Origin of the sequence: Halomonas salipaludis (assembly GCF_002286975.1) — a bacterium.
GTDB lineage: Bacteria > Pseudomonadota > Gammaproteobacteria > Pseudomonadales > Halomonadaceae > Franzmannia > Franzmannia salipaludis.
In genome coordinates this window covers 254619-280205 of the sequence record NZ_NSKB01000008.1, presented here as the reverse complement: position 1 = coordinate 280205, position 25587 = coordinate 254619, and the positions used below count along the sequence as shown (strand labels likewise).

Below are 25587 nucleotides of genomic sequence, written 5' to 3'. Positions count from 1 at the left end.
GGCGGTGGGTTGGCGCTTGCGCGGGGCTTTATGAGCCGTGGGTGGCTTGGTGGTGGATGTTTTGGCGGTCATAGTGGATACCTCTCAGTGTCAGGATGTCGTGGGCGCCGATCTCGATCCGGGACTCGGACAGGAAGCGGTACGGCGGAACCTTCAGGTTGATCGGCGCCGGCACCGCCTTGAACACGCGTCCGGCGAAGTCGAACTGGGAGCCGTGGCAGGGGCAGAAGAAGCCCCGGGCGAGTCGTCGCTGACGACCACGATCGTGCCGACGAGAAAAACGTCTGCTTTTCATGACTGCACCTCTGGGATTTTGTCCTTACAGGCGCCAGCCACTCGTACTCGCCATCCGCAGGTGCGGAATGAAGCGTGGCGTGCGGGCCGCGTAGGTCTGCCATTTGTCGCCAAACTGGCGCGCTACCTCGCGCTCTTCGTGGATCGCCAGTCGTGAGTACATCCACACCAATACCGGGAACATGACCAGGGTCAGCAGGGTGGGCCACTGCAGCAGGAAGCCGGTCATCACCAGCACGAAGCCGGCGTACTGGGGATGCCGGACATGGGCATAGAGCCCGGTGGTGGCCAGTTCTCCCCGCCGCTGGGCGGTATAGAGTGACCGCCAGCCGGCGGCGATGAGCCAGAACCCAGCGGCGATGAACACCATGCTGAACAGATGGAAGGGCCCGAAGTGTGGGTTGGCCTGCCAGCCGAACAGCATCTCCAGCAGGTGCCCCGCATCGTGGCTGAACCAGTCCACCTCAGGGAAGCGTGACTGCAGCCAGCCGGAGAGGAAGTAGAGGGTCAGCGGAAAGCCGTACATCTCCGTGAACAACGCCACCAGGAAGGCGCTGAAGGCCCCGAGCGAGCGCCAGTCCCGGCGCGTCTGCGGCTTGAAGAAGCTGAAGGCGAAGAAGATGAAGATCGCCGAATTGAGCAGCACCAGGCCCCACAGCCCATAGGCGGGCACGTCATCACTCATCGCGTCCTCCCTTGTGATCGTCATGCTCGCCATGGCCTCCGTGCCCTCCATGGCCTCCATGCCCGCCGTGCATGAACACATGCATCAGCGGGCAGGCGAGCAGGATCAGCCAGGGCAGGGCACCGAGCAGGTGCACCTTGTGCTCCCCCCTGAGCAGGAAGCCCATCACCGCCAGGGCGAGCGCTACCATGAGCCAGAAGGTGCCCTTGCCGGGTCGTCGCTCCAGCCACCCCTTGTCGTCATTCATGATCAGATCCTCACCCGGCGCAGGCGTAATGAATTCATCACCACCGACAGCGAGGAGGCGCTCATCGCGAAGGCGGCGAAGATCGGGCCGATCAGGATGCCGAGGAACGGATAGAGGATCCCGGCGGCGATGGGTACGCCGGCCCCGTTGTAGACTAGGGCGAAGAACAGGTTCTGCTTGATGTTGCGCATGGTGGCCAGCGACAGCTTGCGGGCCCGCACGATGCCATCGAGGTTGCCCTTGACCAGCGTGAAGCCGGCGCTTTCGATCGCCACGTCGGCGCCGGTGCCCATGGCGATGCCGACATCGGCCTGGGCCAGGGCGGGGGCGTCGTTTACTCCGTCGCCGGCCATGGCGACTTTGCGGCCTTCGGCCTGCAGCTCCTGGATGATGCGCGCCTTGTCTTCGGGCAGCACGTCGGCGCGGATCTCGTCGATGCCCAGCCGGCCGGCGACGGCGCGGGCGGTGCGCTCGTTGTCGCCGGTGGCCATGATGATGCGAAATCCCAGCTTGTGCAGTGCCTTCAGGGCCTCGGGTGTGGTGTCCTTCACCGGGTCGGCCACGCTGACCAGACCGGCGATCTGGCCGTCGAGCACGACGAACATCACCGTTTCGCCCTCATCGCGGCGGGCGTTCGCGGTCTCGGAGATTCGCCCGCCATCGAGGCCCAGTTCGGCCATCAGTTTGGCGTTGCCGAGTGCCACCGACTTGCCGTCCACGACCCCCTTGACGCCCATGCCGGTTACGGCCTCGAAATCGGTGGCATCGGCGAGGGATACGCCACGTTCTTCGGCGCCGGCGACGATGGCCTCGGCCAGCGGGTGCTCGGAGCCTCTCTCGAGGCTGGCCGCCAGGCGCAGCACCTCGGCCTCGTCATGCCCCGCCTCCGGCAGCACCGCCACCAGCTTCGGCTTGCCTTCGGTCAGCGTGCCGGTCTTGTCGACCATCAACGTATCGACCTTGGCGAAACGCTCCAGGGCCTCGGCATTCTTGATCAGGACTCCCAGCTGGGCGCCGCGCCCGGTGGCCGTCATGATCGACATCGGCGTGGCCAGGCCCAGTGCACAGGGACAGGCGATGATCAGCACCGCGACCGCCGAGACCAGCGCATAGGACAGCGCCGGCGCCGGGCCCCAGATCGCCCAGGCAATGAAAGAGAGGATGGCGACGCCGATCACCGCGGGCACGAACTTGCCCGCCACCTTGTCGGCGAATTTCTGGATCGGTGCGCGGCTGCGCTGGGCGGCAGCCACCATCTCGACGATCTGGCTGAGCATGGTATCGGCACCGACGCGGGTGGCCTCCATGACCAGGCTGCCCGTGCCGTTGATCGTGGCCCCCGTGACCTGGTCGCCTTGGACCTTCTCCACCGGTACCGGCTCGCCGGAGATCATCGACTCGTCGATCGAGGAGCGGCCCTCGACCACCATGCCGTCCACTGGTACCTTGTCGCCGGGACGCACCCGCAGGTGGTCGCCCACCTGCACGTCTTCCAGCGGTATCTCCTCTTCGCTGCCGTCGGGCCGGATCACCCGCGCGGTCTTGGCGGCCATGTCGAGCAGGGCCCGGATCGCCTTGCCGGTGCCCTCGCGCGCGCGCAGCTCCATCACCTGGCCCAGCAGGACCAGGGTCACGATCACCGCCGCGGCTTCGAAATAGACGCCGACGCTGCCGTCTTCCCGGCGGAAACCCTCGGGGAAGATGCCGGGCACCAGCACCGCGACAATCGAGAAGAGATAGGCCGCGCCGACCCCCATGCCAATCAGGCTGAACATGTTGAGGTTCCAGGTGCGGAAGGAATTCCAGCCGCGCACGAAGAACGGCCAGCCGGACCACAGGATCACCGGCGTGCTGAGCACCAGCTCGATCCACATCGCGTTGCGTTCGCCGAAGAAATCGCGGACCGCCATGACACCCAGGTAGGGGCTCATCGTCAGCACCAGAACCGGGAGGGTGAGCACGGCCGCGACCCAGAAACGCCGGGTAAAGTCGACCAGCTCGGGATTCGGCCCCTCATCGCCGACCGCCGCCGATTCTAACTCCAGCCCCATGCCGCACAGCGGACAGGCCCCGGGAGTGGTCTGGCGAACCTCGGGGTGCATCGGACAGGTGTAGACGGCGCCGGCATGCCCGGCCGGCACCTTGTCGTACTTGCCGCCGTGGGCCGGCGCGGAGGCCCCATGACCATGCCCGTCATGCGTCTGCGAGTCGTCGCTTCCCACGGGCACGAGGTGCATGCCGCACTTGGGGCAGTCACCCGGCTGGTCGGAGACGACCTCCGGGTGCATCGGGCAGGTGTATTGGGCGCCACCCTGGCTGCCGGCGGCGTGTTGGTCCGTATCGCCGCTGCCTAGTGTCGGTGCCTCGTGCGAGGCATGCCCGTGACAATGGTCGTGTTGGTGTTGCGTCATGGAATCGTCTCCGTCGCTTCCGCGTCTTGATTCAACCTCGTGGCCCTATCTCGATAGGGTCGAAACTAATAGTGCCGTATCCAATAATCAGGAGGTGCGATCAAAGCAGAAGATCGCGCTTGCGTTGCTCGTACTCCTCGCGGTCGATTTCTCCCCGGGCGTAGCGTTCTTGAAGAAGGTCCAGGGCCGTTGGCCGCCGTTGAGAAAATGGCTCGCCCCGGCCTCGGGTCAGGCCACGCACCAGGAGAACGGCCAAGGCAATGACGATGCCCCAGAACAACACCATCATGAGCCCGCCGAAGAGCATATGCCCCCAGCCGTAACTCCCCATATACGCCATCATGTCGCCCCACATGGTCGGATCTCCTTTTCTTGTTACTTACTTTGCCCTGACGTCAGGCTAAAGCCTGCGGGTAACCCAAGGGTCAAGAGAAGGTAGAGATGAAAGTAGGCGGCTCTTGATCCCGGACAGTTTCCGACCTCTTCAGTGGAATGGAATCAACGCCGCACGCATGCGTTGAGGCCTTCGGTATTGAGTGATGGATTCGTTCATGGCCTACGCTCCGCTGTGTCGGTTGAGGCGTGTGACAAAGAAGTTGTATAGCGGGCCGAAGACCAGGGCGATGTACCAGCCGTAGCCGAAACTTTCGACCAGCCCCAGGAAGAAGCTTGACCAGCTGAGCCAAGTGAAGCCTGGCAACAAGCGCAGCCAGCTCTTATACATCGCCTGGTCGGGAAACAGCAGATCGAAGCCGACGCAAAGGATGAAGGTTACGGCCAGGAACAGCCCCAGGCTCATCCCGAGTGCGATCATGGGAATCCGCGGCGTTGCCTGAACCGGCAAGCGAGTTCCTGAACGGGGCTTGGCTGTCAACGGAGCATTGGCATCAGGCATCTTTGTTCTCCGGTTGGAGGGGCGAGGCCGTTGCACCAGGGACGAGATACTGTTCGGGCGCGGCCTCGAAGCGCTCCCGGCAGTCACGAGAGCAGAAGTAAAAGACGTGGCCATCGTGGACGCTTGGCTTGGCCCCTTTCGTTCTGACGGTCTTGCCGCAGACGGGGTCGACGTCCTCGGCTGGCGGAATCCACTCCAGCCCTTCAGTTGCACGTTGATTCCCTGGGCTATCGTTGTCGTGTTTGGTCCTGCCATGGCTGTGCCCCATGACGTGGGCGCCACAGCCGAACCGCATCATCAAGAAGAGGATTGCTGCCCAAAGCAGGAAGTAAAACAGTGCGTCCATAAAGTCTTCCTCGTGACGTCCGCTAAGCCGTACCCGATACCGAGCACTCGGGTGTGGTTGCGAATGTGCATGCACTTCTCATGGTGGGAAGAGTCTCTGCACACACAGCGGCCACTCCGGCAGTTGCCTGGATCAATGTGGGGCGGGCACGGGTTTTCTCCCACGCGGCCACGGCTGGAAGCGCGAGATGGAGATACGAGGTCGACTTAGACTCTGTAGCGTTGGGTCAAAAGGTAGACAGGAACCGAGGAGGGTGAGGGAGGGGCACTTGGCGAGCCGCTGGCGGTGACAACCCGGGGCGCTATGGCCGGGGCCGTCATGCTCAAGGGAAGGGGCTCGAGCTCCAAGTCCTGGCGCTCCAGGCGCAACAGGGCGCTGCCGACATTACGAGTGCCATGGCCATGGTGGCATCGCGGTTGAGGATAGTCTGCGTTGATGAACTCGGTGTTCGAGTGCGTATCTGCGTGAGGCTCAACGCCAACCTGGCCAGACTCAGTAGAGGAGGGAGCATCTGCCGAGGAGGGGTCATCTGCCATTGTGGCGGCGCTAGAGAGCAGTAGCACCATGCCCAGCAGGATGACCAGACCAAAGCGATGCCAGGCGGTGGTAGACCGCGAGGATTGCTTAGGAAATGACGTGTGCCTGGCCATGTGGCAGGGCTCCTGCAGAGTGATGTATATCTTAACCTAGCGCAGATTCGAACCTTGTCCATTGACACGGATCAAGACGGAGCTTGCCGTAAGCTGCAGCGGCCTCATTGAAGTGGTGACCTGGGCGAATGGCTGGGATGACTTTTACCATAGGTTATACCTTTTCAGCATGGATGTATGTTCAAAACCTTGGTCTTGGTTGGTTATTCGGCATGAAACCAGCGCAGTATTAACTTGTTGAATCCTTTGTACCGCTCTCATGCGTATCTGCTTTTTTACCCTAGATTCAAGGCCACATTTTGAAGGTGCAGCACTACGTTGGAGACCGCCATGGGTCGACCCAGCTCGATCTTGACCTTTGTGCAGCCTCAAGGTTGTAAGCTGACATAGAATGGACATGTAGGGAAAAGGCAATGCGAGTCACAGAATTTGCTCGTGCTGGTGGCGTCACTGCTGAAACGGTACGCCACTACACACGTGAGGGTCTGTTACGACCGCAGCGGGATCCGTGCAATGGCTATCAACTTTACGATGAAGAGGCGCTGGGGCGACTTCGTTTCATTGATTGTCTTCGTTCGTTGGGCGTTGGTCTCCCGGAAATCAAGCAGATGTTATATTGGGCGGATCAAGACACCTCTACGCTTGTTGATAAGTTCACGCCGCTGGCTGATCAAGGATGCTATATTCGCTTGCGGATACAAGAGCTCCATGCGATAGCGCAATGGTTGGAGAGCATAGGTACCGATGATGATCTCAGCCTGAGGCAACTTATTGAAGATCTTGGGTCGGTGGAGTCAACGATTGTAGCGGGTGGCCATTACAGTAGTAATAGTTGAGGTGGCGGCGATATGTCGTCGACCGAATCATTCGTGGTGGCCATGAAGTTGAGGTGCCAGAATTGCTAGATATGGAAGCCCAGGTTATGAGCAGTGCTAACATCGTACGTGCTGCTGGATGCTGGCCTGCGAGATGATAAATTCCGGAGTGAAACATCCGTAAGCGCTCCACAACCCCCACCTGATGCGGCCTGAGTCAGACAGGTAGAGTCTCTTTCCAGCGCCAGGGGAGCAGCGTGTCGAAATCGTCATCCTCGCTGAGTGTCGGCAGGGTTTCGAACACGAACTGCAGGTACTCGAAGGGCGAGAGGCCGTTGGCCTTGGCCGTCTCGATCAGGCTGTAGGTCGCCGCGCTGGCCTGCGCGCCGCTCGGCATTTGACTGAAGAGCCAGTTCTTGCGGTTATGTGCAGCTGCGCATAACCGTACCGATGCGGAGCGTGACCTTTCCCCCAGAAACCGGTCCACCGTCAATGTGAGTTTTCCGCTACGTTTACCCTGATAGCTGGAGATCTCGCGATGAAGCCTAATCGACATACCGAAGAGCAGGTCATCACCATCCTCAAGGCCCATGAGCGCGGCGTCTCGGTGGCTGAGCTGGCTTGGCAGAATGGCGTCACTGAGCAGACCCTCTATCGCTGGAAGGCCAAGTACGGCGGTATGGAGGTATCGGAGGCCAAGCGTCTCCGGGAGCTGGAGGCAGAGAATGCCCGCCTGAAGAAGCTGCTGGCGGAAAGCGCTCTCGACAATGCCGCTCTCAAGGAGATCGTCTCGGGAGTGTGGTGACGCCCGAAGCGAAGCGGCGGGCGGTAACGCACCTGGTGACAGGCGGCTGGCTCAGCCAGCGACATGCCTGTCGATTGCTGGGCCTGCCACGATCGGTGGCCCGCTACCAAGCGATGCCGCGTGACGATGAGCCGCTTCGGGCGCGACTGAACGCCTTGGCGACCTGCTACCCCCGCTACGGCTACCTGTTGCTGCACGCTCTGTTGCGTCAGGAGGGCCTGGTGGTGAATCGCAAGCGAACTTACCGGCTGTACCGTGAGGCTGGGCTTCAGGTCCGCACCCGGCGGCGCAAGCGACTGGTGCGGCCAAGAGCGCCGATGCTGTGTCCGGACAGGCCCAACCAGCGCTGGTCGATGGACTTCGTCTCGGATCAGCTGGCCTCGGGGGGCCGATTCCGCGTGCTGAACATCGTGGACGACTTCAGCAGAGAGTGTGTTGGTCAGCTGGTGGACACGTCCATTTCCGGGCGTAGCTTGGCCAGGTTCCTGGACGACCGAGGTCGCGCAACAGCGCTCGCTGCCTACCTCGATTGTCTGCGATAACGGCCCCGAGCTGACCAGCAAGGCGATGTTCTTCTGGGCGCGTGAGCGGATGGTAACGCTGTCCTTCATCCAACCGGGAAAGCCGACACAGAATGCCTTCATCGAGAGCTTCAACGGCAAATTCCGGGATGGCTGTCTCAATCAGCACTGGTTTCTGAGCCTGACCGATGCCCGATATGAAATCAACCAATGGAGAGCCCACTACAACCATGTCAGACCGCACAGCTCGCTGGGCTATATGCCGCCCGTCGCCTATGCCCAGCGGTGTGCATGAAGGGGCGGTTTCTCACATTGTGGGTGGACCTAGATCAGGGGGAAGGTCAAGCGGCGTCGCATGCATTACTTGATGCGCCAAACCAAAGCTGAGCTGGCCGCTCGCATTATCGCTGTGGAGCGAGAGTTGGTGTGCTCGGAAAAGTCGAATGGAGTCCTGCACGAACAGATTATCCGGGATAAAATTGGGTCTATAATCACCTTTACAATTCCCAGCCCCACAGCTACTCACTTTGCGTCGGAAATGAAGCTCCTACGCTTTCTTCCGCCTGGTGGTGTCGTTGCTCCGATGTCCATAACGACTTGAGGAAATTAATCACAGAGCGAATCTCGGCGGGGGTCAGGACATCCTCGAAGGCCGGCATGGTGAGTCTTTCGGTCTTGTTCCAGGGGTCGCGCCACCCCTCGGCGATGATCCGGTAGAGCATCGCATCGGAGTGTTTCCAGGTATGCCCCTCCGGCCCGTGTGGGGGGGCGGGTAATTCGCCCTGGGTATTCTGGCGCTCCCAGTTCGGCTGGCCCTCGCCCTCGCTGCCGTGGCAGCTGGCACAGTACTGCTGGTAGATCCTTTCTCCCTCTTCCAGCCGAGAGGTATCGCGCGAAGAGGGGCCACCCCCCGCCATGGCCTGCCCCGCGGCACTCATCAGCAGCCATGTTGTGACGAGGATCCAGCGCTTACGCATCGGGGGGTGTCCAGGTTTGGCCCTGATCTTCGCTGCGCATGAGTTCCCCCTCACGATCCAGGGCATAGAGCGTTCCCTGCGGCGCGAGCGTAAGCGCAACGAGCGTCGGGGCATTACCCCTAACTTGCTGCCACTCCTGACCGCCATTGTCGCTGCGCCACAGTCCTTGCTCCGTGGCTACATAGACGTGCTCGGGATCGTCGAGCTTGTAGGCCAGATCATAGACCCTGCCGGCATTGAGATCCCCGGTCGGTCGCCAGCCGCAGAAGCAGTCCATCGACAGGCGAACCACATCGTCGGACACCGCATAGAGCCAGCCGGTCTGCATGCTACCCTCCATATCGGAGTGGATGAGCCGACGAACGGCCTGGGCAGGACCGCTATCCATCTTCTTCCAGGTCGTGCCGGTATCTTCGCTCTGGTAGAGGCCGTCATCGACAACCACAGCATAAAGCGTTTCTGGCTGGTTACGATGCACGGTGAATGCGATAACGTCTTGGCTAGGCAGTCCCTCATCGATCTCGTGCCAGCTTTCTCCCTGATCGATGCTGCGCTGCACCCCGATCGAGGGGCCGGCGATATAGAGGGCCTGTTCGGCGGTTGCCGATACCGTTACCAACCGTCCCTCCGCTACTTCGTCGGGCAATGGAATCATCGTCCAGGCCGCCCGGCCATCCGTGCTTTCGAAAAGCTGGTTGGCCTGTACTTTGAGCAGCCGTTCGCCTGTTTGGTCATAACTCAGCGACGGCAATGCCTCCTCGGTGGCCCCGGCCATACTGACGAAGCTCAGACTGGCCATGACCCAGCTCGTCAGTGACAGGGCACGCCAGAAGCGACTCGTGATCTTGTTCATTGCAATATTTCCTCGAATAACGGCTAGCCGATGCTGCCCAGCGCAGGGAAGGTGCGCAATAACCAATAGGACAGTTCGGACAGTTTGCCAGTAACCATCAGGATACCCATCAGGATCATGATCAGCCCGGCCGTCAGATGCATGGCTCGGCCCCAGCGGCGCAGGAATGGCTGGTGGTGCAGGAAGCGATCGAGCGACACCGCCGTCAACAGAAAGGGCACCCCCAGGCCCAGCGAATAGATGCCGAGCAACGCCATACCGCTCGAGGCATTGGCCGTCGAGGCGCTGACCGTCAGAATGGCGCCCAGAATCGGGCCGATGCAGGGGGTCCAGCCGAAGGCGAACGCCACACCCAGCAGATAAGCCGCACCGGGCACGCCACCCTCTTCCTTGAGCCGGCCGATAAACCGCCATTCTCGCTGTAACCAGTGCAGCGGAATGAGCCCGGTCATGAAGGCACCGAACAGGATGACGATGAGGCCGCCGACCAGGTTCGCCTCCTGGCGATAGATCAGTAGCAGGCGCCCAATGGCCGTGGCACTGGCGCCCAGCATCAGGAATATCGTGGTGAACCCGAGCACGAACCAGATCGACTGGGTCAACACCCGGAGTCGTTCCCGTCGATCCGCTTCTCGTATCTGCCCCAGCGAGCGCCCGGCGACGAAGGAAAGATAGCCCGGTACGAGCGGCAAGACACAGGGCGAAGCGAACGAGATCAGGCCCGCCAGAAAGGCCGTCGCCAGGCCGATATTGGCAAGCTCCAGCATCCTCGCTTATCCCGCGGCTAGGCTTGGAGCTTGGATATGGGCCGCTCGGACGGCACCTGGTGATCCGCTGATAGACGATTGGCGGATGCCGTCTCCGTGGGTACCGCTGTGGAGGCTTCCACCCCGGCTTGCGCGTCGGTGGCTTCACTCGGGTCAGTTGATTTGCCTGTCTTGTCCTTGCATTTCATCATGCAAAGCCCCAGTCCACACATGACGAGACAAGGCAAGAGGCTCACCAGGAGAGGCGCGAGGCCGAGCAGGACCAACTGATCCCAGCCCATGGCAAGGCCACCGGCCACCGCCACGGCGCCCAGCAGCATCCATCGGCGCGGGCCTGTTACCAGGCCTTTCAGTCCGGCTTTCTCTTGGCCTTTTTGGGGCTTGTCGTCACAGCAACTCATGGCGCTTCCTCTTGGGTGGCTTCTATGATTTCGGCAAGAAAGTCGATCATCTCGGAGGTATCCCATTCGGCCTCTCCGACCAGGCGCCCGATCTCCCTGCCCTGGCGGTCGAGCAGAAGTGTCGTGGGTATACCCACGGCACCCAGGTTAGCGCTGGCCATGCCGGTTGGATCGACGTAGGGGGCGAGATGCTCGATACCCACCTCCTGATAGAATTCGTTGACGACTTCGATGCCCTTGCGGTCGATCGAGAGCGCAACGACCTCGAAATCCGTTCCACCCAGTTCGGTCTGGAGGGCATCCAGGGTGGGCATTTCCTCGCGGCAAGGACCACACCAGGTCGCCCAGATATTGAGCAGGATCAGCTTGCCTTCGAAGTCGGCCAGCGTCTGAGGGCTGCCGTCGCCAGCCTCGAAGCTGATTTCCGACACCTCACGTGGGCTTTCCCAGAGAAGAAATCCATTGGGCCCCACACGTTCGGGCGGTTCGGCGACGGCTGTAGAGGTGATCGCCCCCCACAATACCGCCGCTAACCAACTGGTCCCGATCAGTTTTTTCATCACCAGAGATTACCTTCAGTGTGTGGCGTATATTTCGGGGCTATCGGTTGGCTGGAAGGCCAAGGTATAGACCTCTAGTGGACCCTGTTTCTCGCCCGACATTCCCGGTGAGCCAAGCGGCATGCCGGGTACGCTCAGGCCTTTGATGAAAGGTTTCTCTTCGAGTACCTGGGTGACGCTTTCCACGGGAACGTGGCCCTCGAAGACGTAATTGTCGATGAGCGTGGTATGGCAACCCTGCAGTTCCTCGGAGACATCGTGCTCGGCTTTCATCTTCGCGAGATCGTGAGTATCGATTGTCTCCACCTCGAACCCGCTTCGTTCGAGATACTTGGCGTATTCGGCGCAGCAGCCACAGTTGGGGTTCTTGTAGAGGATTGCCGACGTCTCGGCTGCCAGTCCCGATAAGGGAAAGGACAGCAGCGCAGCCAGGGTGAATGTTTTCAGGTGTTTCATACGCTGAACCTCCATTGAGCTCGCGAGAACAGTTGATAGCAAGATCGCTATATCTCACAGTATTAATTGAAGGTGTTGACGACAGTATGGCGAATACGATCCCACGCACCGGTGGATAATTCCTCTGGTCCTTCTGCCAACACCTTTACATAGGAAACTAGGTGCTCCGGATCGAATTTGAGCCCATGAAAGCGGGCCCGCATCCGTCCTGTTTGGTCGATGACATGAGTCACGACGCCATGCGCCTGGACGCCCTCGGCCACATCATCGAATCGAAGGCCATAGGCCTCCGCGACCTGGCGGGTGGTTTCGGCAGGCTCATTTTCGGCCCGATAGAGAAAACGCCAGTTGGCGGGGTCCAGATCGAAATTTTCACCGTAGGCCCGCATGTTGTTGTGCGTGCCGGAAAAATCCTCGCTGTCGGTAGCGATGGTGATAAATTCAACATCATCTCGTAGGCCGGTATCGTTGACTCGCTCCTGCACCTCGGCAATCAGGTTCATATGCACCGGGCAAGCTTCCTGACAGCGCGAGTAGATGAAATTGAGCACCACGACGCTTTCTTCCAGGTCGGAAGACGACACGGTATTACCGTCTGTATCGGTCAACGAAAATGCCGGCGCTGGCTGGTCGACGAATTGGGCGTAGCGTTCCCGCTCTTGCAGCTCTGCCTCGGCATCTTCGAGGGAATGGGAAAAGGAAGGAGAACTGGTCATCAATGCTAAGACAAGTAGTGGTGTATAGAGCTCTTTTTTCACGTACCGTCCTCCCCTCGCGCCACCCAATCCTAGCGGAGGCCGCTCCTATGCGAAGCAGCCCCGGCCAATGCCACTTCAGGCGTTGCTATCGCCCTCATGACCCTGCTGCATGCTTTCCATCATGGCATTGCAGTTTTTCATCATGGTATTCATTTCACTCATCATCCCCATCATGCCACCCCCTTGCATCATATCGCCCTGCATGCCCTTGCCCTCCATTGGCGCCTGCTGATTCTCTTCCTGCGCAAGAAGCGAGCCGGCACCGAAGCCGCTGGCGACGATGATGGCGGCAGTCAAGATCGCCGTGTGACGTTTCCGCATGACTCTTCTCCTCTATCTTCCTGGGAATCACCGTTCCACCAGCAAGGCTGATGGACGGCTTGGCTTCGATTTTCACCCGGCAGCGGCGCTGCTTGCTGGAAAGATATCCTTGAAGCCCACTTCAAGGTCAAGCCCTTATTTTTTGGCGTCCCCGCGTCATGCGGGCGGCCACCCATTGAGCGCTATAACCAGGCCTTGACCTTTGGGCGGCCGCACGGTTGTAGGCTGACTGCAAATGAGTAGGTGAGGAAAAGGCAATGCGAGTCACTGAACTGGCTCGGGCTGGTGGGGTCACTGCGGAAACGGTACGCCACTACACCCGTGAGGGGTTGTTACGACCGCAACGGGACCCGCGCAACGGCTATCAACTCTATGACGAGGAGGCACTGGGTCGCCTGCGTCTCATTGATTGCCTTCGCTCGTTGGGAGTCGGTCTCCCAGACATCAAGAAGATATTGACCTGGGCGGACCAAGGCAGCCCTCCGCTTAGCGATACGTACGCTCCCCTGGTTGAACAACGGCCATACATTCGCTCACGGATCCATGAACTCCAGGCGATAGCGCGATGGCTGGAAAGCATCGACCACGATAATGCTTCCGAAGCTCCCAGCCTGAAGCAACTGATCGAATCGCTGGGATCGGCGCAACCGGCTATCGTCACGGATGGCCCGTGCGGATGCCATCAGTGATGCGACGGCGCCATGCTGGCCATATCGTCCATGCCGGTCATGGACTGCAGATGCCAGAGTTGCCAGACGGCAAACGCAATGATCAGCAGCGCCGCCAGCGTGCGGGTCGCCGGATGCCGGATCCACAGCGAGACGCGGCGGGCTGCCATACCGGTCGCCAGGACAACGGGCAGGGTGCCGAACCCGAAGGCCCCCATCATCGCCGCGGCGCGTAGTGGCTCGGCCACGGCCAGACTCCAGGCCAGCATCGAATAAATCAGCCCGCAGGGCATCCAGCCCCAGATCGACCCCAGGGCAACGGCCTGGGGCACCTTCACGACGGGCATCAAGCCTCGACCAAGCGGTTCGATACGCCGCCACAGGAAGCGACCCAGGGCTTCGACACGCAGCAAGCCCTTCCACCAGTTGGCGATATACAGCGCCATCAGAATCAGCATGACCGCCGCCAGGACACGCAGCACCAGGGCGATGCCGTCCAGGGCATGATTGAGCACTGAGCCGAGTAGCGCCACCAGGGCGCCGGCGAGCATGTAACTGCTGATGCGACCCAGATTGTAGCTGAGCAACAAGCCGGCCAGGCGTCCCGGCTGCCGCATGCTGGGGGGCACGGCAAAGGTCAGGGCACTCATGATGCCGCCACACATGCCGATGCAGTGCGCCCCTCCGAGCAGGCCGAAGACGAAGGCCGCCGCCAGCGGCGGCAGGCTCAGGTCGGTGGGATCCATTCAAGGCGCTCCTTCTTCGCTATCCCCAGTATCACGAGGGGGAGAATCGAAGGCTGCCGGAGGCGAGCCGTACAGCGCGTCGAGCTCGACCTGCTCGGGCGGATAGCAGAGTCCCAGGTCGGAGCAGCCCTGAAAGGTTACCGTGATGGCCAGCGTCTCGGCAGCGGCGTCGCTTGCCTCGATGGGCGTACTGAATACCACCTGGTCATAGAACACCTCGATCTCCCCCAGAGACGCATGCACCATGGGTTCGCCAGGTGGCAAGGCCAGTTCACCGAAACTGACGCCCGGAGAACGACTTTCCAGTGCAAACCGATGGCGGTGGAGGTAATAGTCCTCGGCGATGATGAAGCCGACATAGAGCCGTTCATCGTCTCGCCAGGCACTGGCCCGGAAGGCTTCATTGGCCGGCAGGAACTTCCGCTGAATCGGGTCACTGAAGGGATTGCTCTGGTCACGGCCCACGGGAAACTCTCCACGGGCCGCTACCGGTGTGGCGACGAACAGCAGCACCAGCAGAGAAGCGAGGGCCGTGTTCATGAGGCCGCCGCCGCTTTCGCCCTATCCACTGGCTGACGCATTGACCAGACGACCAGGGCCAGCCCCGCGATGAGCATCGGCAGGGTCAACAGTTGCCCCATGGTCAGCCAGCCGAAGGCGATGAACCCCAGCTGGGGGTCGGGCAGGCGCACGAACTCCACGGCGAAGCGGAAGGCGCCGTACAGGAGCAGGAACAGCCCCGAGATGAGGCCTCGCTGGCGGGGTCGACGCGACAACCACCACAGCACGGCGAACAGCACCACGCCTTCCAAGGCGAACTCATAAAGCGCTGAAGGGTGGCGCGGTTCCGGCCCCAGCCCCATCATGGGAGGGAAGGCCATGGCCCAAGGGACCTCGCTGACCCTTCCCGGCAACTCGTGATTGATGAAGTTGCCGAGGCGCCCAGCCCCCAGGCCGATCGGCACCAGCGGGGCGATGAAATCGGTCAACTGAAAGAAGGCCAGGCGGTGCTTGCGGGCAAACAATAGTGAAGCGATCAGTACGCCGGCCAGGCCGCCATGAAAGCTCATGCCGCCGTCCCAGATTCTGAAGAGCCACAAGGGGTTGGCAAGAAGTTGCTCGAGCCCGTAGAACAGCGCATAACCTAGGCGACCACCGAGGATGATTCCTAGGGCGCCGTAAAAGATCAGATCGCCGATATCATCGTGGCTTAGGCCCAGGCGGTGAGCACGACGACGCCCCAACCACCAGGCGGCGACCAGCCCGACCACGTACATCAGGCCATACCAGTGAATCTGCACGGGACCAAGGGAAATGGCCACGGGATCAATCTGAGGGTATTGCAGCATGGTTCTTCCTTAATGCTCTGACAGCCAAGTCGCGTTGCCGAGACTGCGTTTACGATCAGCCTGGCTAGTCAACGATGCGATCGATGGAAATTTCGACCGGCGAGTCCGACTCGCCGAGTGTCACCGGTCCCGCCTCGCCGACAAGATCGCCTGGCTGCGGGGTGGCTTCGTCCGATGCGGAGACGCGCGCCGTCAGGCGCACCTCATTGACTTGGGAGAGTCGCGCCCGGGGTGTCATGGCATTGTTGTCGCCCAAGGTCACTTTGAGTGGCAGGTCGCTAACCGTGACCCGCTCCACCGCCAGTGGCGGCAATTCACCGGCCACGTCGCGGGCGATGACGAACACCGTGTCGCCCGGTGCGGCCCGCTCGCGGAGCGATTCGGCGAGGCCGACCCTGACCGCGAGCGACGCGCCGTCCTGCGCGGCCTGATGGGCATCGACCTGGTCGGACGAGGCGTCCAGGCGCTGTTGTGCCACGGCAATGCCCTCCCGCAGCGCTTCCGCCGAGCCGGGGTCGTCGAAGCCGGCGATCGCGCGTCGCCAGTAATCGATAGCCTCTTCATAGCGGGCGCGATCGAAGGCATGGATGCCCAGCATGCCGAGCACGGTGGGCTGGCGTGGATCCTGACCGAGGGTTTCGTCGACCAGTGCCTGGACCTCGTCGGTCAGCGAGCGGTTAGCGACGAAGAATTGGATCTGTGCCAATTGCGCCAGCAGGGAAGGCTGTCGACCCTCCAGCTCGATCAGGCGCTCGAGCGCGGCGATGGCATCACGTCCCCGATTGCTGTCCCGGTACAGCGGAAACAGCGACATCCACACCTTGGGATTGTCCGGCTGTCGCTTGGCCTGCTCCTCGAGCCGCTCGATCAGCATCGCCAACGAGCCGTCAGGCGAGTTGCGCACCTCCTGATGCACGGCATACAGTGCCAGATCGCCCTCGGCGCCTTCCCGTTGATACCAGAGCAGACTGGCCACCACCAACGCTACCATCACCAGCGGCACCAACAACCGTCCGGCCTGGGGGGGGTTGAGCGGTGTGCGTCGGCGTACCTGGGTATCCTCGAGCAGGCTGCGTTCGAGCTCCAGCCGACCCTCCTCGACTCGCGCGGTGTCGAGTTCGCCGCGTGCATGGGCCGTTTCCAGCGAGGCCAGGCGCTGACGATAGACCGCCACGTTCTGGGCATCGGTGCGCTGCTTGGTTTCGAAGGCCTGCTGAGCATCGTGCAGCGGGCGGGTCCGTCTCAGCGGCAGGATCACGAGCCACAGGGCAGGCAACAGTAACAGGGCGATGCCCAACCAGAGCAGATTCATTCGCTCCCCTCGCGGTTAAACAGGGCATTGAGGTACTCGCGCTCCTCGGCGCTGAGCGCTCGAGCCTGGGCATGCTTTCGTTTGCGGACGAAGACCGCCACGATAAACGCCCCGATCATCACCAGCACGAACGGCAATCCCCATAGCAGCCAGGTACGCTCGTCGAGTCGCGGGTTATAAAGCACGAATTCGCCGAAGCGTGCGACCATGTAATCGAGGATTTCTTTATCGGATCGCCCTTCGCGTAACAAATCTGCAACGCGTTCGCGCATGTCGGCAGCCACCGGAGAGTTGGAGCTGTCGATGGCCTGGGCATCGCATTTGGGGCAGCGCAATGAGGCAGTAAGATCACGATAGCGTTCGGCCATTACTGGCCTCTCGAAGTCACGCACCTCGATAGCCGAATCCGCCAGCACAGGGACCGACGTTATCAACAAGAGCAACAGCAGGCCGGCCCGGGTCATCAACGCCATTTGCCCACCTCCTGCACGACACGTTCGACATCCTCGGGAGTGATATAGCCCGTGTGCTTATAGCGAATGATGCCCTCGGCATCGACGAGGAAGGTCTCCGGCACACCGTAGACGCCGAGCTCGAACCCCAGATCGCCATCCGGATCGAAGATATTGACTTCGAAGGGGTCGCCGAACTCGTCGAGAAACTCCCGCCCCTTGACGCGGGTGTCCTTGTAGTTGATGCCGACCAAGCGCACGCCGCGCTCAGCGAGTGTCAGCAGCTGGGGCATTTCCTCCTTGCAGGTCGGGCACCACTCGGCCCAGACATTGACCAGCGTGACCTGCCCGTGCAACAGCGACTCATCGACCCGGGCACCGGGATCCTTCAGTGTCGAGAGGGAAAAGGCAGGAAACTGCTGGGCTAGCAGTGCCGAATTGCGGGCACTGGGATCCATGGCCAAGCCTCGGTAGAGAAAGAAACCCAGTCCCAGGAAAACCAGCAAGGGGAAAAGCAGTAACAGTCGCCGTTTCATGTATGGACCTCACGGAGGAGAGTGGAGTCAGCTGGCACTGAGCGCTGACGCCGATAGCGACGGTCCGCCACCGCCAGCAGACCGCCAGTGGCCATCAACAACGCCCCCAGCCAGAGCCAGCGTACGAACGGCTTGATCTGGATTCGCATGGCCCAGGCACCGTCACCCAAGTCTTCGCCCAGCGCCACGTAAATGTCCTGCAGCAGCCCAGGGCGCAGGGCGACGTCGGTCATGGGCTGACCGCGGGCAATATACAATCGCTTCTCGGGCCGTAGGGTGGTGACATGCTGGCCATCACGTGCCACCTCAAGGGTTGCCGTATCGGCCAGAAAATTGGGACCGCGGCGCTCGCTCAGGTCGGTCATGGTGAAGCTGTAACCGCCTATCTCGACACGCTCCCCCACGGCAAGACGTACGTTACGCTCGATGGCATAGTTCGACACCATGGCCACGCCCACGATGGTGATGGCCATGCCCAGATGGCCGACTACCATGCCCCAATGCGCCAGCGACAGCTTGCGCAAGCCGGCCAGGGGTGAGGAGGCATGGCGGGTCTTGTCGAACAGGTCACGGATCAACGCCAGCACGACCCACAGGGCCATGACCAGCCCCAGCGCCACGGCGGCGTTCCATTCTCCGCCGTAGATGAACGGAACCGCCGCCGCCATGATCAGCGCGGCGATGCCGGACCAAAGTAGTCGGCGCATCAACTCGCGCCCCGCCATCTGCTTCCAGCGCGCCACGGGGCCTAGCCCCATGAAGGCGCACAGCAGCACGGTCAGCGGCACGAATAGCGTATTAAAGTACGGTGGGCCGACGCTGATCTTGCCCAGCCCCAGGGCATCGAGAATCAGCGGATAGACCGTGCCCAGCAAAACGGTCACGGTCATGACGACCAAGAGGATATTGTTGATCAGCAACAGCGCATCACGAGATAGCCAGCCGAAGCCCACATTGCCGCTCATCCGCGGCGCACGCAGGGCAAAGATCAGCAAGGAAGCGCCCACCGTGAACCCCAGCAGTGCCAGAATGAAGATGCCCCGTGACGGGTCATTGGCGAAGGCATGCACCGACGTCAGCACCCCGGAGCGCACCAGGAAGGTGCCCAGCAGCGACAGCGAAAAGGTAAAGATCGCCAGCAGGGCGGTCCAGCTCTTGAAGGTGCCACGCTTTTCCGTGACCGCCAGCGAATGGATGAGCGCCGTCCCGGTCAGCCAGGGCAGGAACGAGGCGTTCTCCACCGGGTCCCAAAACCACCAGCCGCCCCACCCCAGCTCGTAGTAGGCCCACCAACTACCCAGCGCGATGCCCATGGTGAGGAAGGCCCAAGCAATATTGGTCCAGGGCCGCACCCAGCGTGTCCAGGCGGCATCGAGCCGTCCTCCCAGCAAGGCAGCGATGGCAAAGGCGAAGGCCACCGAGAAGCCCACATAGCCCATATAGAGCATGGGGGGATGGAAGATCAGCCCGACGTCCTGTAGCAGCGGGTTGAGATCGGCGCCGTCCTGAGGCACTCCCGGCAGCAGACGTTCAAAAGGGCTCGACGTGATCAGGATGAACAGCAAGAATCCGGTGCTGACCATGCCCATGACCCCCAAGACACGGGCCAGCATGTCACGCGGCAGGTTGCGCGAGAACAGGCTGACGGCGAAGCCCCAGCCGCTGAGGATCAGGCTCCATAGCAGCACCGAGCCTTCGTGTCCCCCCCACACCGCCGTGAGCTTGTAATACCACGGCAGCATCGAGTTGGAGTTGTTGGCCACATAGGACACACTGAAATCATCGAGCAGGAAGCTCGCGGTCAGGCTGGCATAGGCCACCAGCAAGAAGGCGAACTGCCCCCATGCCATGGGCTCGGCGAAGGCCATCCAGAGTGGGCGGCGGAGCGTGACACCCGCTAACGGAGCCAGCGCCTGTATAAACGCCAGGCCCAGCGCCATGATCAGCGCGAAGAGACCGAGTTCAGGAATGATTTTGACGAGCATGGTGATTCCGTCTTGAGTCGCGTGATTTCATGGGACGAGGCAATCGGCATCGGCAGCCGTCAATTGGAGCTAGTCCGTCGCTTTCGATGCAGAGCCCAAACGAGTTTCGCCAGGAGCGGCAGGAGCGTGATACCGCTGAGCAGAATCAACGCGACCGTGAGACCGCGGGAGTCGGCGGTAATCAGTACTTCGCCGAACATGACGATCAAGTACGCCGTCGGAACCACCCCGGCCAGCGTGGCAATCAAGAAACGCCAGAAGGCCAGCGGTGTCAGGCCCGCCGCGTAGCTGACGGCATCGAACGAAATGAATGGCACCAATCGCGATGCGAATACGACGAGCATCAACCCGGTTTGAGAGCGCTCCTTTCCCAGCCAGTCCAACATGGGACGTATACGCGACCAGCGATGGATCACCTCGTAGCCGAGCAGGCGGGCAATGCCGAAGGCGAGCAGCGCGCCGGCCTCGGCACCGAGGACCACATACACCGTTCCCCATAGAGGGCCGTAGATTGCACCGGCCACCATGGCTATCGGCCCACTGGGTATCGGGCTCATGACAATGGCCGCTATCATCATGGCGATAATGGTCAATGGCCCCCAGACCCCCAACTGGCCAACCCACTCACGCAGAGCCTGCTTATTGGTGAGCGTCGATAAGGCACCGGTCTCCATCAGGATCCAATAGAGGGTCACCAAGCCAATCAGCACAGAAGCTCCCAATATGAGCCTGTGCTTTACACCGAGCGTGCTTGCCATACTCATCTCAGTTGTGTGAGATGACATCTCATGTCACCCCTGTGCCGTTATGGCGTGTCATTCGACACCCAATATGTCGCGAAGCCGGTCGGTCGACACCGCACCATTGATGCGCTGCACATTACCTTCTTCATCGCGGTAATAGCTGGTCGGCGTTCCCGTGGCGCCGGCCTCGCGCATGAGCTGGGCATGCCGCCTAAGAAGCGCTCGACTCTCCTCCGACGGCACCACCGGACTGATGCCGCCATTGCGGAAGTTCAATTCATGGGTTTCGAGGGCTTTGGTTGGGTCATTCGACTCAAGGATCGCGGCCGCCTTGCGGAGACTGTCCTCTGACAGAACGCCGACCAGCACATGACGAAGCTGAAGCTCACCTTGATCGATTAGAGACCGTGAACTCTTCCACAGCGCATTGCAGTAGGGACAGTTGGGGTCGGTCAGCGTATACACGATATGTGACGCACTATCAGATCCTTCCGGAATAAAGCGAGTGTCCTCGAACGCGCTCCAGGTAGCTTCCAGCATCGGTTCCAGCACCAGAGCTTGAAGTTGGTTTTCCATTACAGCGTTGCCCTGAGGATCAATTAAGGTACCGATGATGGCATGGTCGGAAGTGGAGGGAATATAAGCCGCCACGGGCTCATTATCATAGGACAAGGCATAACCTTGTATATCTCCCGGGGCATTAAAGGTTCCGTGGAATTTGAGTCCTTGATCCAATAATGCCGTAATCGATGCGGGTAGGGGTGTTCCAGTATCGGCTGTACTAATGGCCTGGTGGCCTTCAAGAGAATCGCCCCCCGTTTCCTCCGCCAGAGCGGGGAGCGTAATGAGACCGAACAGCCCTACAACAGCAAGGCAATAAGTAGAGTAGATGATTTTCTTCATGAACGGCCTCTTCATCGCTCTCTGATCAATCCGGGGAATCGAACCTGTCGTAGCGATTGGTTGTCAGCTATCACGCTTCTTTCCGAAGAACAGATACTTGGCGAGCGCGGCGACGCCAAGCACCAACGCAATAATCAGCAGGATGGAAATGAGCCCCATCCCCGCCATCCCCCACGTGCATGCTTCGCTTCCCATCATCTTGGTCTCCTATTAAATTTTGCTACTCAGACTTGGTGGGCCCGAACCGCCTGGGGTTCACCGCTCGTCACCGGCGAAGCGTCATCGATATCCGGCGTGAAGCGGCGTAGCCGCAACGAGTTGGTCAACACGAAGACGCTGGAGACGCTCATGGCGGCTGCCGCCAGCATGGGGCTGAGCAATACGCCGATGAACGGATAGAGTACGCCCGCTGCCACGGGGATCAGCGCCACGTTGTAGCCATAGGCCCAGACGAAATTCCCGATGATGGTCCGGTGGGTACGCTTGGAGAGCGCCACGGCATTGACGATTCCCCTCAGGTCGCCACGCATCAGCACTACGTCGCCGGCCTCGATGGCGATATCCGTCCCGGTACCGATGGCGATGCCCACGTCGGCCTGCGCCAACGCCGGGGCATCGTTGATGCCGTCGCCCACGAAGGCGACCTTGCCGCCCTCGGCCTGTAGTCGCTTGATCTCGTCCGCCTTCTGGTCAGGCAACACCTCGGCGAGTACGCGCTGAATGCCAACTTGACGAGCGATGGCGTCGGCCGTACCACGGTTGTCGCCGGTGAGCATGGCCACCTCCAGCCCCTGCGCCTTGAGTGCTGAAATGGCTTCGACCGAGCCCTCCTTGAGCGGATCGGCCACCGCGATGACCGCGGCGAGTCGGCCGTCCACCGCGGCATAGAGGGGGCTCTTGGCATCCTCGGCAAGCGCCTTGGCGCGCTCTTCCGCCTTGCCGAGCCCAATCCCGAGCCGGTTCATGTAGCGATCGGCCCCTATGTGAAGCCGGTGACCGGCGACGTCGGCTTCGATGCCGTAGCCCGGCTCGGCGCTGAAATGGCTGACGGCCGGCAGCTCGAGTCCACGTGCTCGGGCACCACGCACGATGGCCTCGGCGATGGGGTGTTCGCTCTGCGCTTCCACCGCCGCGACAAGGCGAAGCACCTCGTTCTCGTGCCCCTCGATCACTTCGAAGTCGGTCAGCTCGGGTCGCCCCTGAGTCAGGGTGCCGGTCTTGTCGAGCACGACGGTATCCATCTTGGCCAACGTCTCAAGCGCCGCGCCCTTGCGAAACAACACTCCTATCTCGGCCCCTTTGCCGGTACTGACCATGATCGCGGTCGGGGTGGCTAGGCCCATCGCGCAGGGGCAGGCGATCAGCAGCACGCTCACCGTGGTAACGAAGGCGAAGGACAGCGCCGGGGCCGGCCCGAAGGCGAACCACACACCGAAGGTGATCAGGGCGATGACGATCACTGCGGGCACGAACACCCCGGCGATCTTGTCGGCCAGTTGCTGGATTGGGGGCTTCTCGGCCTGTGCCGCTTCCACCATCTTGACGATCTGCGACAGCACGGTGTCGGCACCGACCCGCGTGGCGCGGAAGGTAAGCGCGCCGTTCTTGTTGATGGTGCCGCCGACGACTTCGGCATCCTGCTGCTTGGCAACCGGTACCGGTTCGCCACTGATCATCGACTCGTCGACGAAGGAATGGCCTTCCTCAACGATGCCATCCACCGGGATGCGCTCGCCCGGGCGGGCCAGGATGCGATCGCCGGGCACGACGGCCTCGATCGGCACCTCGACCGCTTCACCATCGCGAATGACGCGGGCGGTTTTTGCCTGCAGCTGCAGGAGCTTCTTGATCGCCTCGGAGGTGCGGCCTTTGGCGATGTGCTCGAAGTAGCGTCCCAACAGGATCAGCGTCACGATCACCGCTGCCGCCTCGAAGTAGCTCACGGCGGTACCAGCCGGGAAAAATCCGGGCACCAGCAGGGCGGCGACCGAATAGAAGTAGGCGGCGCTCGAGCCGATCATGACCAGACTGTTCATGCCCGGGTTGAGATGCCGGAGTTCGGCATAGCCACCGCGATAGAAGCGTGCCCCAGCATAGAACTGCACGGGCGTGGTCAGCAGCCACTCGACGCCCATCCAGCCGCGATGCGGCATCATGCTCGCCAAGAGCGCATCAAAGGCGGGAATCACTTTTCCCATGGCGATGATGACCACCGGGATGGTGAGCACTGCCGCGAGCATGACCCGGTGGAGAAGCTGTCGTCCCTCGCGATCCTCGTGGTCCGCCTGCTGCTGCGACTCGGTTTCCTGCGGTTCATAGCCCGCCTCGCGGATGGCATGCTGAATGCGTGCCAGCGATACGGTCCCCGGCAGGAAACGGACGAAGGCCTTCTGGGTGGCGAGATTGACACTCACCTCCACCATGCCGGGCAGCTTGCCGAGCGCTCGTTCTATCCGCGAGACGCAGGATCCGCAGCTCATGCCGGTGACGGGAATCTCGAGGCTCTCCACCACCGGCTGATAGCCCGCCGTTTCGATAGCGTCGAGCAGGCTGGCCGTCGTGGAGCCTCCCTCCATCTGGATCGTCGCCTTCTGGGTGGCCAGGTTCACCTGAGCGTTAATCACGCCCGGCTGCTGGCCGAGGGCCCGCTCCACCCGTCCGACGCAGGACGCACAGGACATACCCCGAATCTCGATATCGACGTTTTCCGTCATTACTGTGGTCTCCTGGCTTGGTTACCTGCCGGCCCGGCGTGCGCGCTTCGGGCCTCCGGCGTTACACTGCCGGAGGCGACGATGTCGCTCATTCGGCCTTCTCGGCGATGGCCTCGACGATCGGGCAGCCTTCCTGCATCGGCCCTTCGCCCGCACATTCGTTGAGTGTTTTCGACAACACGGCCTCGATCCGCGAGAGATGTCGAATTTGCTCGCGGATCTTGTGCAGTTTCTCTCCGGCGATGCGCTTGGCCTGCGCCCGGTCGCCGTTGGCATCCTGGAGGATCAACAGCTCACGGATTTCCTCGAGCGTGAAGCCCCACTGCTTGGCATGGACGATGAATTGCAGCCTGGCCACGGCATCCAGGGGATAACGCCGATAATTGGCGTCCGTCCGCTGGGGGGCGGGCATGAGTTTCTCTTTCTCGTAGAAACGAATCGCCTGGCTGGCGACCCCGCTGCGTTCGGCAAGCTCGCCGATACTGAGTGTTTGCATGGCTTCACCTCACGACACTGTGAATCGGAGCTTCCGACAGGCCGTCTGGGACAGGCGGCCTGATTCGCGAGCCGTGGCTCCGTTAGTCCGGTTGACGCACGACTCGCAGGTAGGACGTCTTGGCGTTCCAACCCTCGGGGAAACGTTCTTTGGCGTCGTCATCCGAGAGCGACGGCAAGATGATGACATCGTCACCGTTTTGCCAGTCGACGGGGGTGGCCACCTTGTGCTTGTCGGTTAGCTGGAGCGAGTCGATGACCCGCAGGATCTCGTCGACGTTACGCCCGGTGCTGGGCGGGTAGGTCAAGGTCAGGCGGATTTTCTTGTCGGAATCGATAATGAAGACGGTACGCACCGTCACCTTGGGGTCGGCTTTCGGATGGATCATTCCATACAACTGAGCCACCACCTGGTCCGCGTCTGCCAGCAGGGGGTAGTTCAGGGCCGCGCCCTGGGTCTGCTTAATATCCTCCGCCCAGTCGTGGTGAGAAGCGAGGGGGTCGACCGACACCCCCACCAGCTTGACACCACGCGCGGCGAACTCGTCCTTACGCCTGGCAAATGCGCCCAGTTCCGTGGTGCAGACTGGCGTATAATCGGCGGGGTGCGAGAACAGCACGGCCCAGTCCTTGCCCAGCCACTGATGAAAGCCAAGCGTGCCTTCGGTGGATTCGACCGTGAAATCGGGAGCTATCTCCCCTAGCTGTAGGGTCATCTCGCTTTCCTTATCTCTGCTAAGTGTCAGATGATGCACTACGCACGATATCCTTGAAGTCAACTTTAAGGTCAAGGGCTTTCGAGGAAAGGAGTATATTCTTTTGCGTTATATCCAAAGGTATTTATTCATGGTTGACCTTGAGGTAGGCGCAACCTTTAGAATCCTCTGCCTAACCATGTCCGAAGTAGGCGGCTGGCCCCAGG

The 25587-nt window shown here is 61.3% G+C and carries 30 protein-coding genes and 2 pseudogenes; 3 read left to right on the top strand and 29 right to left on the bottom strand.

Translation table 11 applies throughout. The features are described 5' to 3' along the window. Positions 1 to 28 precede the first annotated feature (28 nt). The 7 genes and pseudogenes from CK498_RS25930 to CK498_RS20860 form a co-directional block, all read right to left on the bottom strand. Positions 29 to 235, bottom strand: a pseudogene (locus CK498_RS25930) (hypothetical protein); the annotation flags it as partial. A gap of 84 nt (positions 236 to 319) precedes the next feature. After that, a complete protein-coding gene (locus CK498_RS20885; protein ID WP_095622779.1) occupies positions 320 to 979 on the bottom strand; it encodes a methyltransferase family protein in 660 nt (219 codons plus the stop codon). Then, positions 972 to 1226 (bottom strand): DUF2933 domain-containing protein, encoded by a 255-nt coding sequence (locus tag CK498_RS20880; RefSeq protein WP_095622778.1) that lies wholly within the window; start codon positions 1224 to 1226, stop codon positions 972 to 974. Before CK498_RS20880 ends, CK498_RS20885 begins: the two co-directional genes overlap by 8 nt. Positions 1227 to 1228: 2 nt before the next feature. Then, on the bottom strand, positions 1229 to 3637 hold the full coding sequence (locus tag CK498_RS20875; protein WP_176475862.1) for a copper-transporting P-type ATPase: 2409 nt from the start codon (positions 3635 to 3637) through the stop codon (positions 1229 to 1231). Between the two features lie 100 nt (positions 3638 to 3737). Further along, positions 3738 to 3992: an SHOCT domain-containing protein gene (locus tag CK498_RS20870; protein WP_043337204.1), complete on the bottom strand. Its 255-nt coding sequence runs from the start codon at positions 3990 to 3992 to the stop codon at positions 3738 to 3740. Positions 3993 to 4193: 201 nt separating this feature from the next. Further along, positions 4194 to 4532 carry a DUF5676 family membrane protein gene (locus tag CK498_RS20865; RefSeq protein WP_225347873.1) on the bottom strand — a complete coding sequence of 113 codons (339 nt, stop codon included), beginning with the start codon at positions 4530 to 4532 and terminating at the stop codon, positions 4194 to 4196. Further along, entirely contained in the window at positions 4525 to 4878 is a 354-nt protein-coding gene (locus tag CK498_RS20860; RefSeq protein WP_052384923.1) for a YHS domain-containing protein, read from the bottom strand. The genes CK498_RS20865 and CK498_RS20860 overlap by 8 nt, the downstream gene beginning before the upstream one ends. 1063 nt (positions 4879 to 5941) lie before the next feature. Here CK498_RS20860 and CK498_RS20850 point away from each other — a divergent pair. Next, on the top strand, positions 5942 to 6364 hold the full coding sequence (locus tag CK498_RS20850; RefSeq protein ID WP_095622776.1) for a MerR family transcriptional regulator: 423 nt from the start codon (positions 5942 to 5944) through the stop codon (positions 6362 to 6364). A gap of 196 nt (positions 6365 to 6560) precedes the next feature. Here CK498_RS20850 and CK498_RS20845 read toward each other — a convergent pair whose 3' ends face one another. Next, complete coding sequence (locus CK498_RS20845; protein ID WP_407645884.1) at positions 6561 to 6740, bottom strand: transposase domain-containing protein; 180 nt, start codon at positions 6738 to 6740, stop codon at positions 6561 to 6563. Between the two features lie 141 nt (positions 6741 to 6881). On the opposite strand from CK498_RS20845, the pseudogene CK498_RS20840 reads away from it, so the two are divergent. After that, a pseudogene (locus CK498_RS20840) lies at positions 6882 to 7964 on the top strand (IS3 family transposase). Between the two features lie 223 nt (positions 7965 to 8187). Here the strand turns inward: CK498_RS20840 and CK498_RS20835 are convergent. The 8 genes from CK498_RS20835 to CK498_RS20800 form a co-directional block, all read right to left on the bottom strand. Continuing rightward, positions 8188 to 8646, bottom strand: coding sequence for a c-type cytochrome (locus CK498_RS20835; protein WP_176475861.1), 459 nt, complete (start codon positions 8644 to 8646; stop codon positions 8188 to 8190). Further along, positions 8639 to 9499: a WD40/YVTN/BNR-like repeat-containing protein gene (locus CK498_RS20830; protein WP_095622775.1), complete on the bottom strand. Its 861-nt coding sequence runs from the start codon at positions 9497 to 9499 to the stop codon at positions 8639 to 8641. Before CK498_RS20830 ends, CK498_RS20835 begins: the two co-directional genes overlap by 8 nt. Before the next feature lie 23 nt (positions 9500 to 9522). Then, positions 9523 to 10266 carry a cytochrome c biogenesis CcdA family protein gene (locus tag CK498_RS20825; RefSeq protein ID WP_176475860.1) on the bottom strand — a complete coding sequence of 248 codons (744 nt, stop codon included), beginning with the start codon at positions 10264 to 10266 and terminating at the stop codon, positions 9523 to 9525. Between the two features lie 17 nt (positions 10267 to 10283). Further along, entirely contained in the window at positions 10284 to 10667 is a 384-nt protein-coding gene (locus CK498_RS26240) for a hypothetical protein (protein WP_176475859.1), read from the bottom strand. Beyond that, positions 10664 to 11227 (bottom strand): TlpA family protein disulfide reductase, encoded by a 564-nt coding sequence (locus tag CK498_RS20815; RefSeq protein WP_095622774.1) that lies wholly within the window; start codon positions 11225 to 11227, stop codon positions 10664 to 10666. The genes CK498_RS26240 and CK498_RS20815 overlap by 4 nt, the downstream gene beginning before the upstream one ends. Positions 11228 to 11242: 15 nt before the next feature. Further along, the gene (locus tag CK498_RS20810) at positions 11243 to 11683 is read right to left on the bottom strand and encodes a DUF411 domain-containing protein (protein ID WP_095622773.1); all 441 of its coding nucleotides are present in this window, start codon (positions 11681 to 11683) and stop codon (positions 11243 to 11245) included. A 62-nt stretch (positions 11684 to 11745) separates the two neighbouring features. Beyond that, the gene (locus CK498_RS20805) at positions 11746 to 12441 is read right to left on the bottom strand and encodes an SCO family protein (protein WP_229359163.1); all 696 of its coding nucleotides are present in this window, start codon (positions 12439 to 12441) and stop codon (positions 11746 to 11748) included. Between the two features lie 75 nt (positions 12442 to 12516). Further along, a complete protein-coding gene (locus tag CK498_RS20800; protein ID WP_095622771.1) occupies positions 12517 to 12762 on the bottom strand; it encodes a hypothetical protein in 246 nt (81 codons plus the stop codon). A 257-nt stretch (positions 12763 to 13019) separates the two neighbouring features. Between CK498_RS20800 and CK498_RS20795 the strand changes: the two genes are divergently transcribed. Beyond that, complete coding sequence (locus tag CK498_RS20795; RefSeq protein WP_095622770.1) at positions 13020 to 13451, top strand: MerR family transcriptional regulator; 432 nt, start codon at positions 13020 to 13022, stop codon at positions 13449 to 13451. On the opposite strand, the gene CK498_RS20790 is transcribed toward CK498_RS20795, so the two are convergent. The 13 genes from CK498_RS20790 to CK498_RS20735 form a co-directional block, all read right to left on the bottom strand. Continuing rightward, positions 13445 to 14176, bottom strand: a complete 732-nt coding sequence (locus CK498_RS20790) for a sulfite exporter TauE/SafE family protein (RefSeq protein WP_095622769.1) — start codon at positions 14174 to 14176, stop codon at positions 13445 to 13447. The genes CK498_RS20795 and CK498_RS20790 overlap by 7 nt on opposite strands. Next, positions 14177 to 14716, bottom strand: a complete 540-nt coding sequence (locus CK498_RS20785) for a protein-disulfide reductase DsbD domain-containing protein (protein WP_095622768.1) — start codon at positions 14714 to 14716, stop codon at positions 14177 to 14179. Next, positions 14713 to 15525, bottom strand: a complete 813-nt coding sequence (gene lgt / locus CK498_RS20780) for a prolipoprotein diacylglyceryl transferase (protein WP_095622767.1) — start codon at positions 15523 to 15525, stop codon at positions 14713 to 14715. The genes CK498_RS20785 and lgt overlap by 4 nt, the downstream gene beginning before the upstream one ends. A 64-nt stretch (positions 15526 to 15589) precedes the next feature. Further along, positions 15590 to 16837: a c-type cytochrome biogenesis protein CcmI gene (gene ccmI, locus CK498_RS20775; protein ID WP_095622766.1), complete on the bottom strand. Its 1248-nt coding sequence runs from the start codon at positions 16835 to 16837 to the stop codon at positions 15590 to 15592. Beyond that, complete coding sequence (locus CK498_RS20770; RefSeq protein WP_095622765.1) at positions 16834 to 17310, bottom strand: cytochrome c-type biogenesis protein; 477 nt, start codon at positions 17308 to 17310, stop codon at positions 16834 to 16836. The genes ccmI and CK498_RS20770 overlap by 4 nt, the downstream gene beginning before the upstream one ends. After that, entirely contained in the window at positions 17301 to 17825 is a 525-nt protein-coding gene (locus CK498_RS20765) for a DsbE family thiol:disulfide interchange protein (protein WP_031217685.1), read from the bottom strand. Before CK498_RS20765 ends, CK498_RS20770 begins: the two co-directional genes overlap by 10 nt. Further along, on the bottom strand, positions 17822 to 19810 hold the full coding sequence (locus tag CK498_RS20760) for a heme lyase CcmF/NrfE family subunit (protein WP_095622764.1): 1989 nt from the start codon (positions 19808 to 19810) through the stop codon (positions 17822 to 17824). The genes CK498_RS20765 and CK498_RS20760 overlap by 4 nt, the downstream gene beginning before the upstream one ends. A 59-nt stretch (positions 19811 to 19869) precedes the next feature. Continuing rightward, positions 19870 to 20568: a TVP38/TMEM64 family protein gene (locus CK498_RS20755; RefSeq protein ID WP_095622810.1), complete on the bottom strand. Its 699-nt coding sequence runs from the start codon at positions 20566 to 20568 to the stop codon at positions 19870 to 19872. A gap of 57 nt (positions 20569 to 20625) precedes the next feature. Then, positions 20626 to 21456, bottom strand: a complete 831-nt coding sequence (gene dsbG / locus CK498_RS20750) for a thiol:disulfide interchange protein DsbG (protein ID WP_176475858.1) — start codon at positions 21454 to 21456, stop codon at positions 20626 to 20628. 63 nt (positions 21457 to 21519) lie between these two features. After that, positions 21520 to 21654 (bottom strand): hypothetical protein, encoded by a 135-nt coding sequence (locus tag CK498_RS26725; RefSeq protein ID WP_023005305.1) that lies wholly within the window; start codon positions 21652 to 21654, stop codon positions 21520 to 21522. A gap of 26 nt (positions 21655 to 21680) precedes the next feature. Continuing rightward, positions 21681 to 24170: a heavy metal translocating P-type ATPase gene (locus CK498_RS20745; RefSeq protein WP_095622762.1), complete on the bottom strand. Its 2490-nt coding sequence runs from the start codon at positions 24168 to 24170 to the stop codon at positions 21681 to 21683. Between the two features lie 88 nt (positions 24171 to 24258). Then, the gene (locus tag CK498_RS20740) at positions 24259 to 24666 is read right to left on the bottom strand and encodes a heavy metal-responsive transcriptional regulator (RefSeq protein ID WP_095622761.1); all 408 of its coding nucleotides are present in this window, start codon (positions 24664 to 24666) and stop codon (positions 24259 to 24261) included. 82 nt (positions 24667 to 24748) lie between these two features. Next, complete coding sequence (locus CK498_RS20735; protein WP_095622760.1) at positions 24749 to 25381, bottom strand: peroxiredoxin; 633 nt, start codon at positions 25379 to 25381, stop codon at positions 24749 to 24751. Positions 25382 to 25587: the final 206 nt, after the last annotated feature.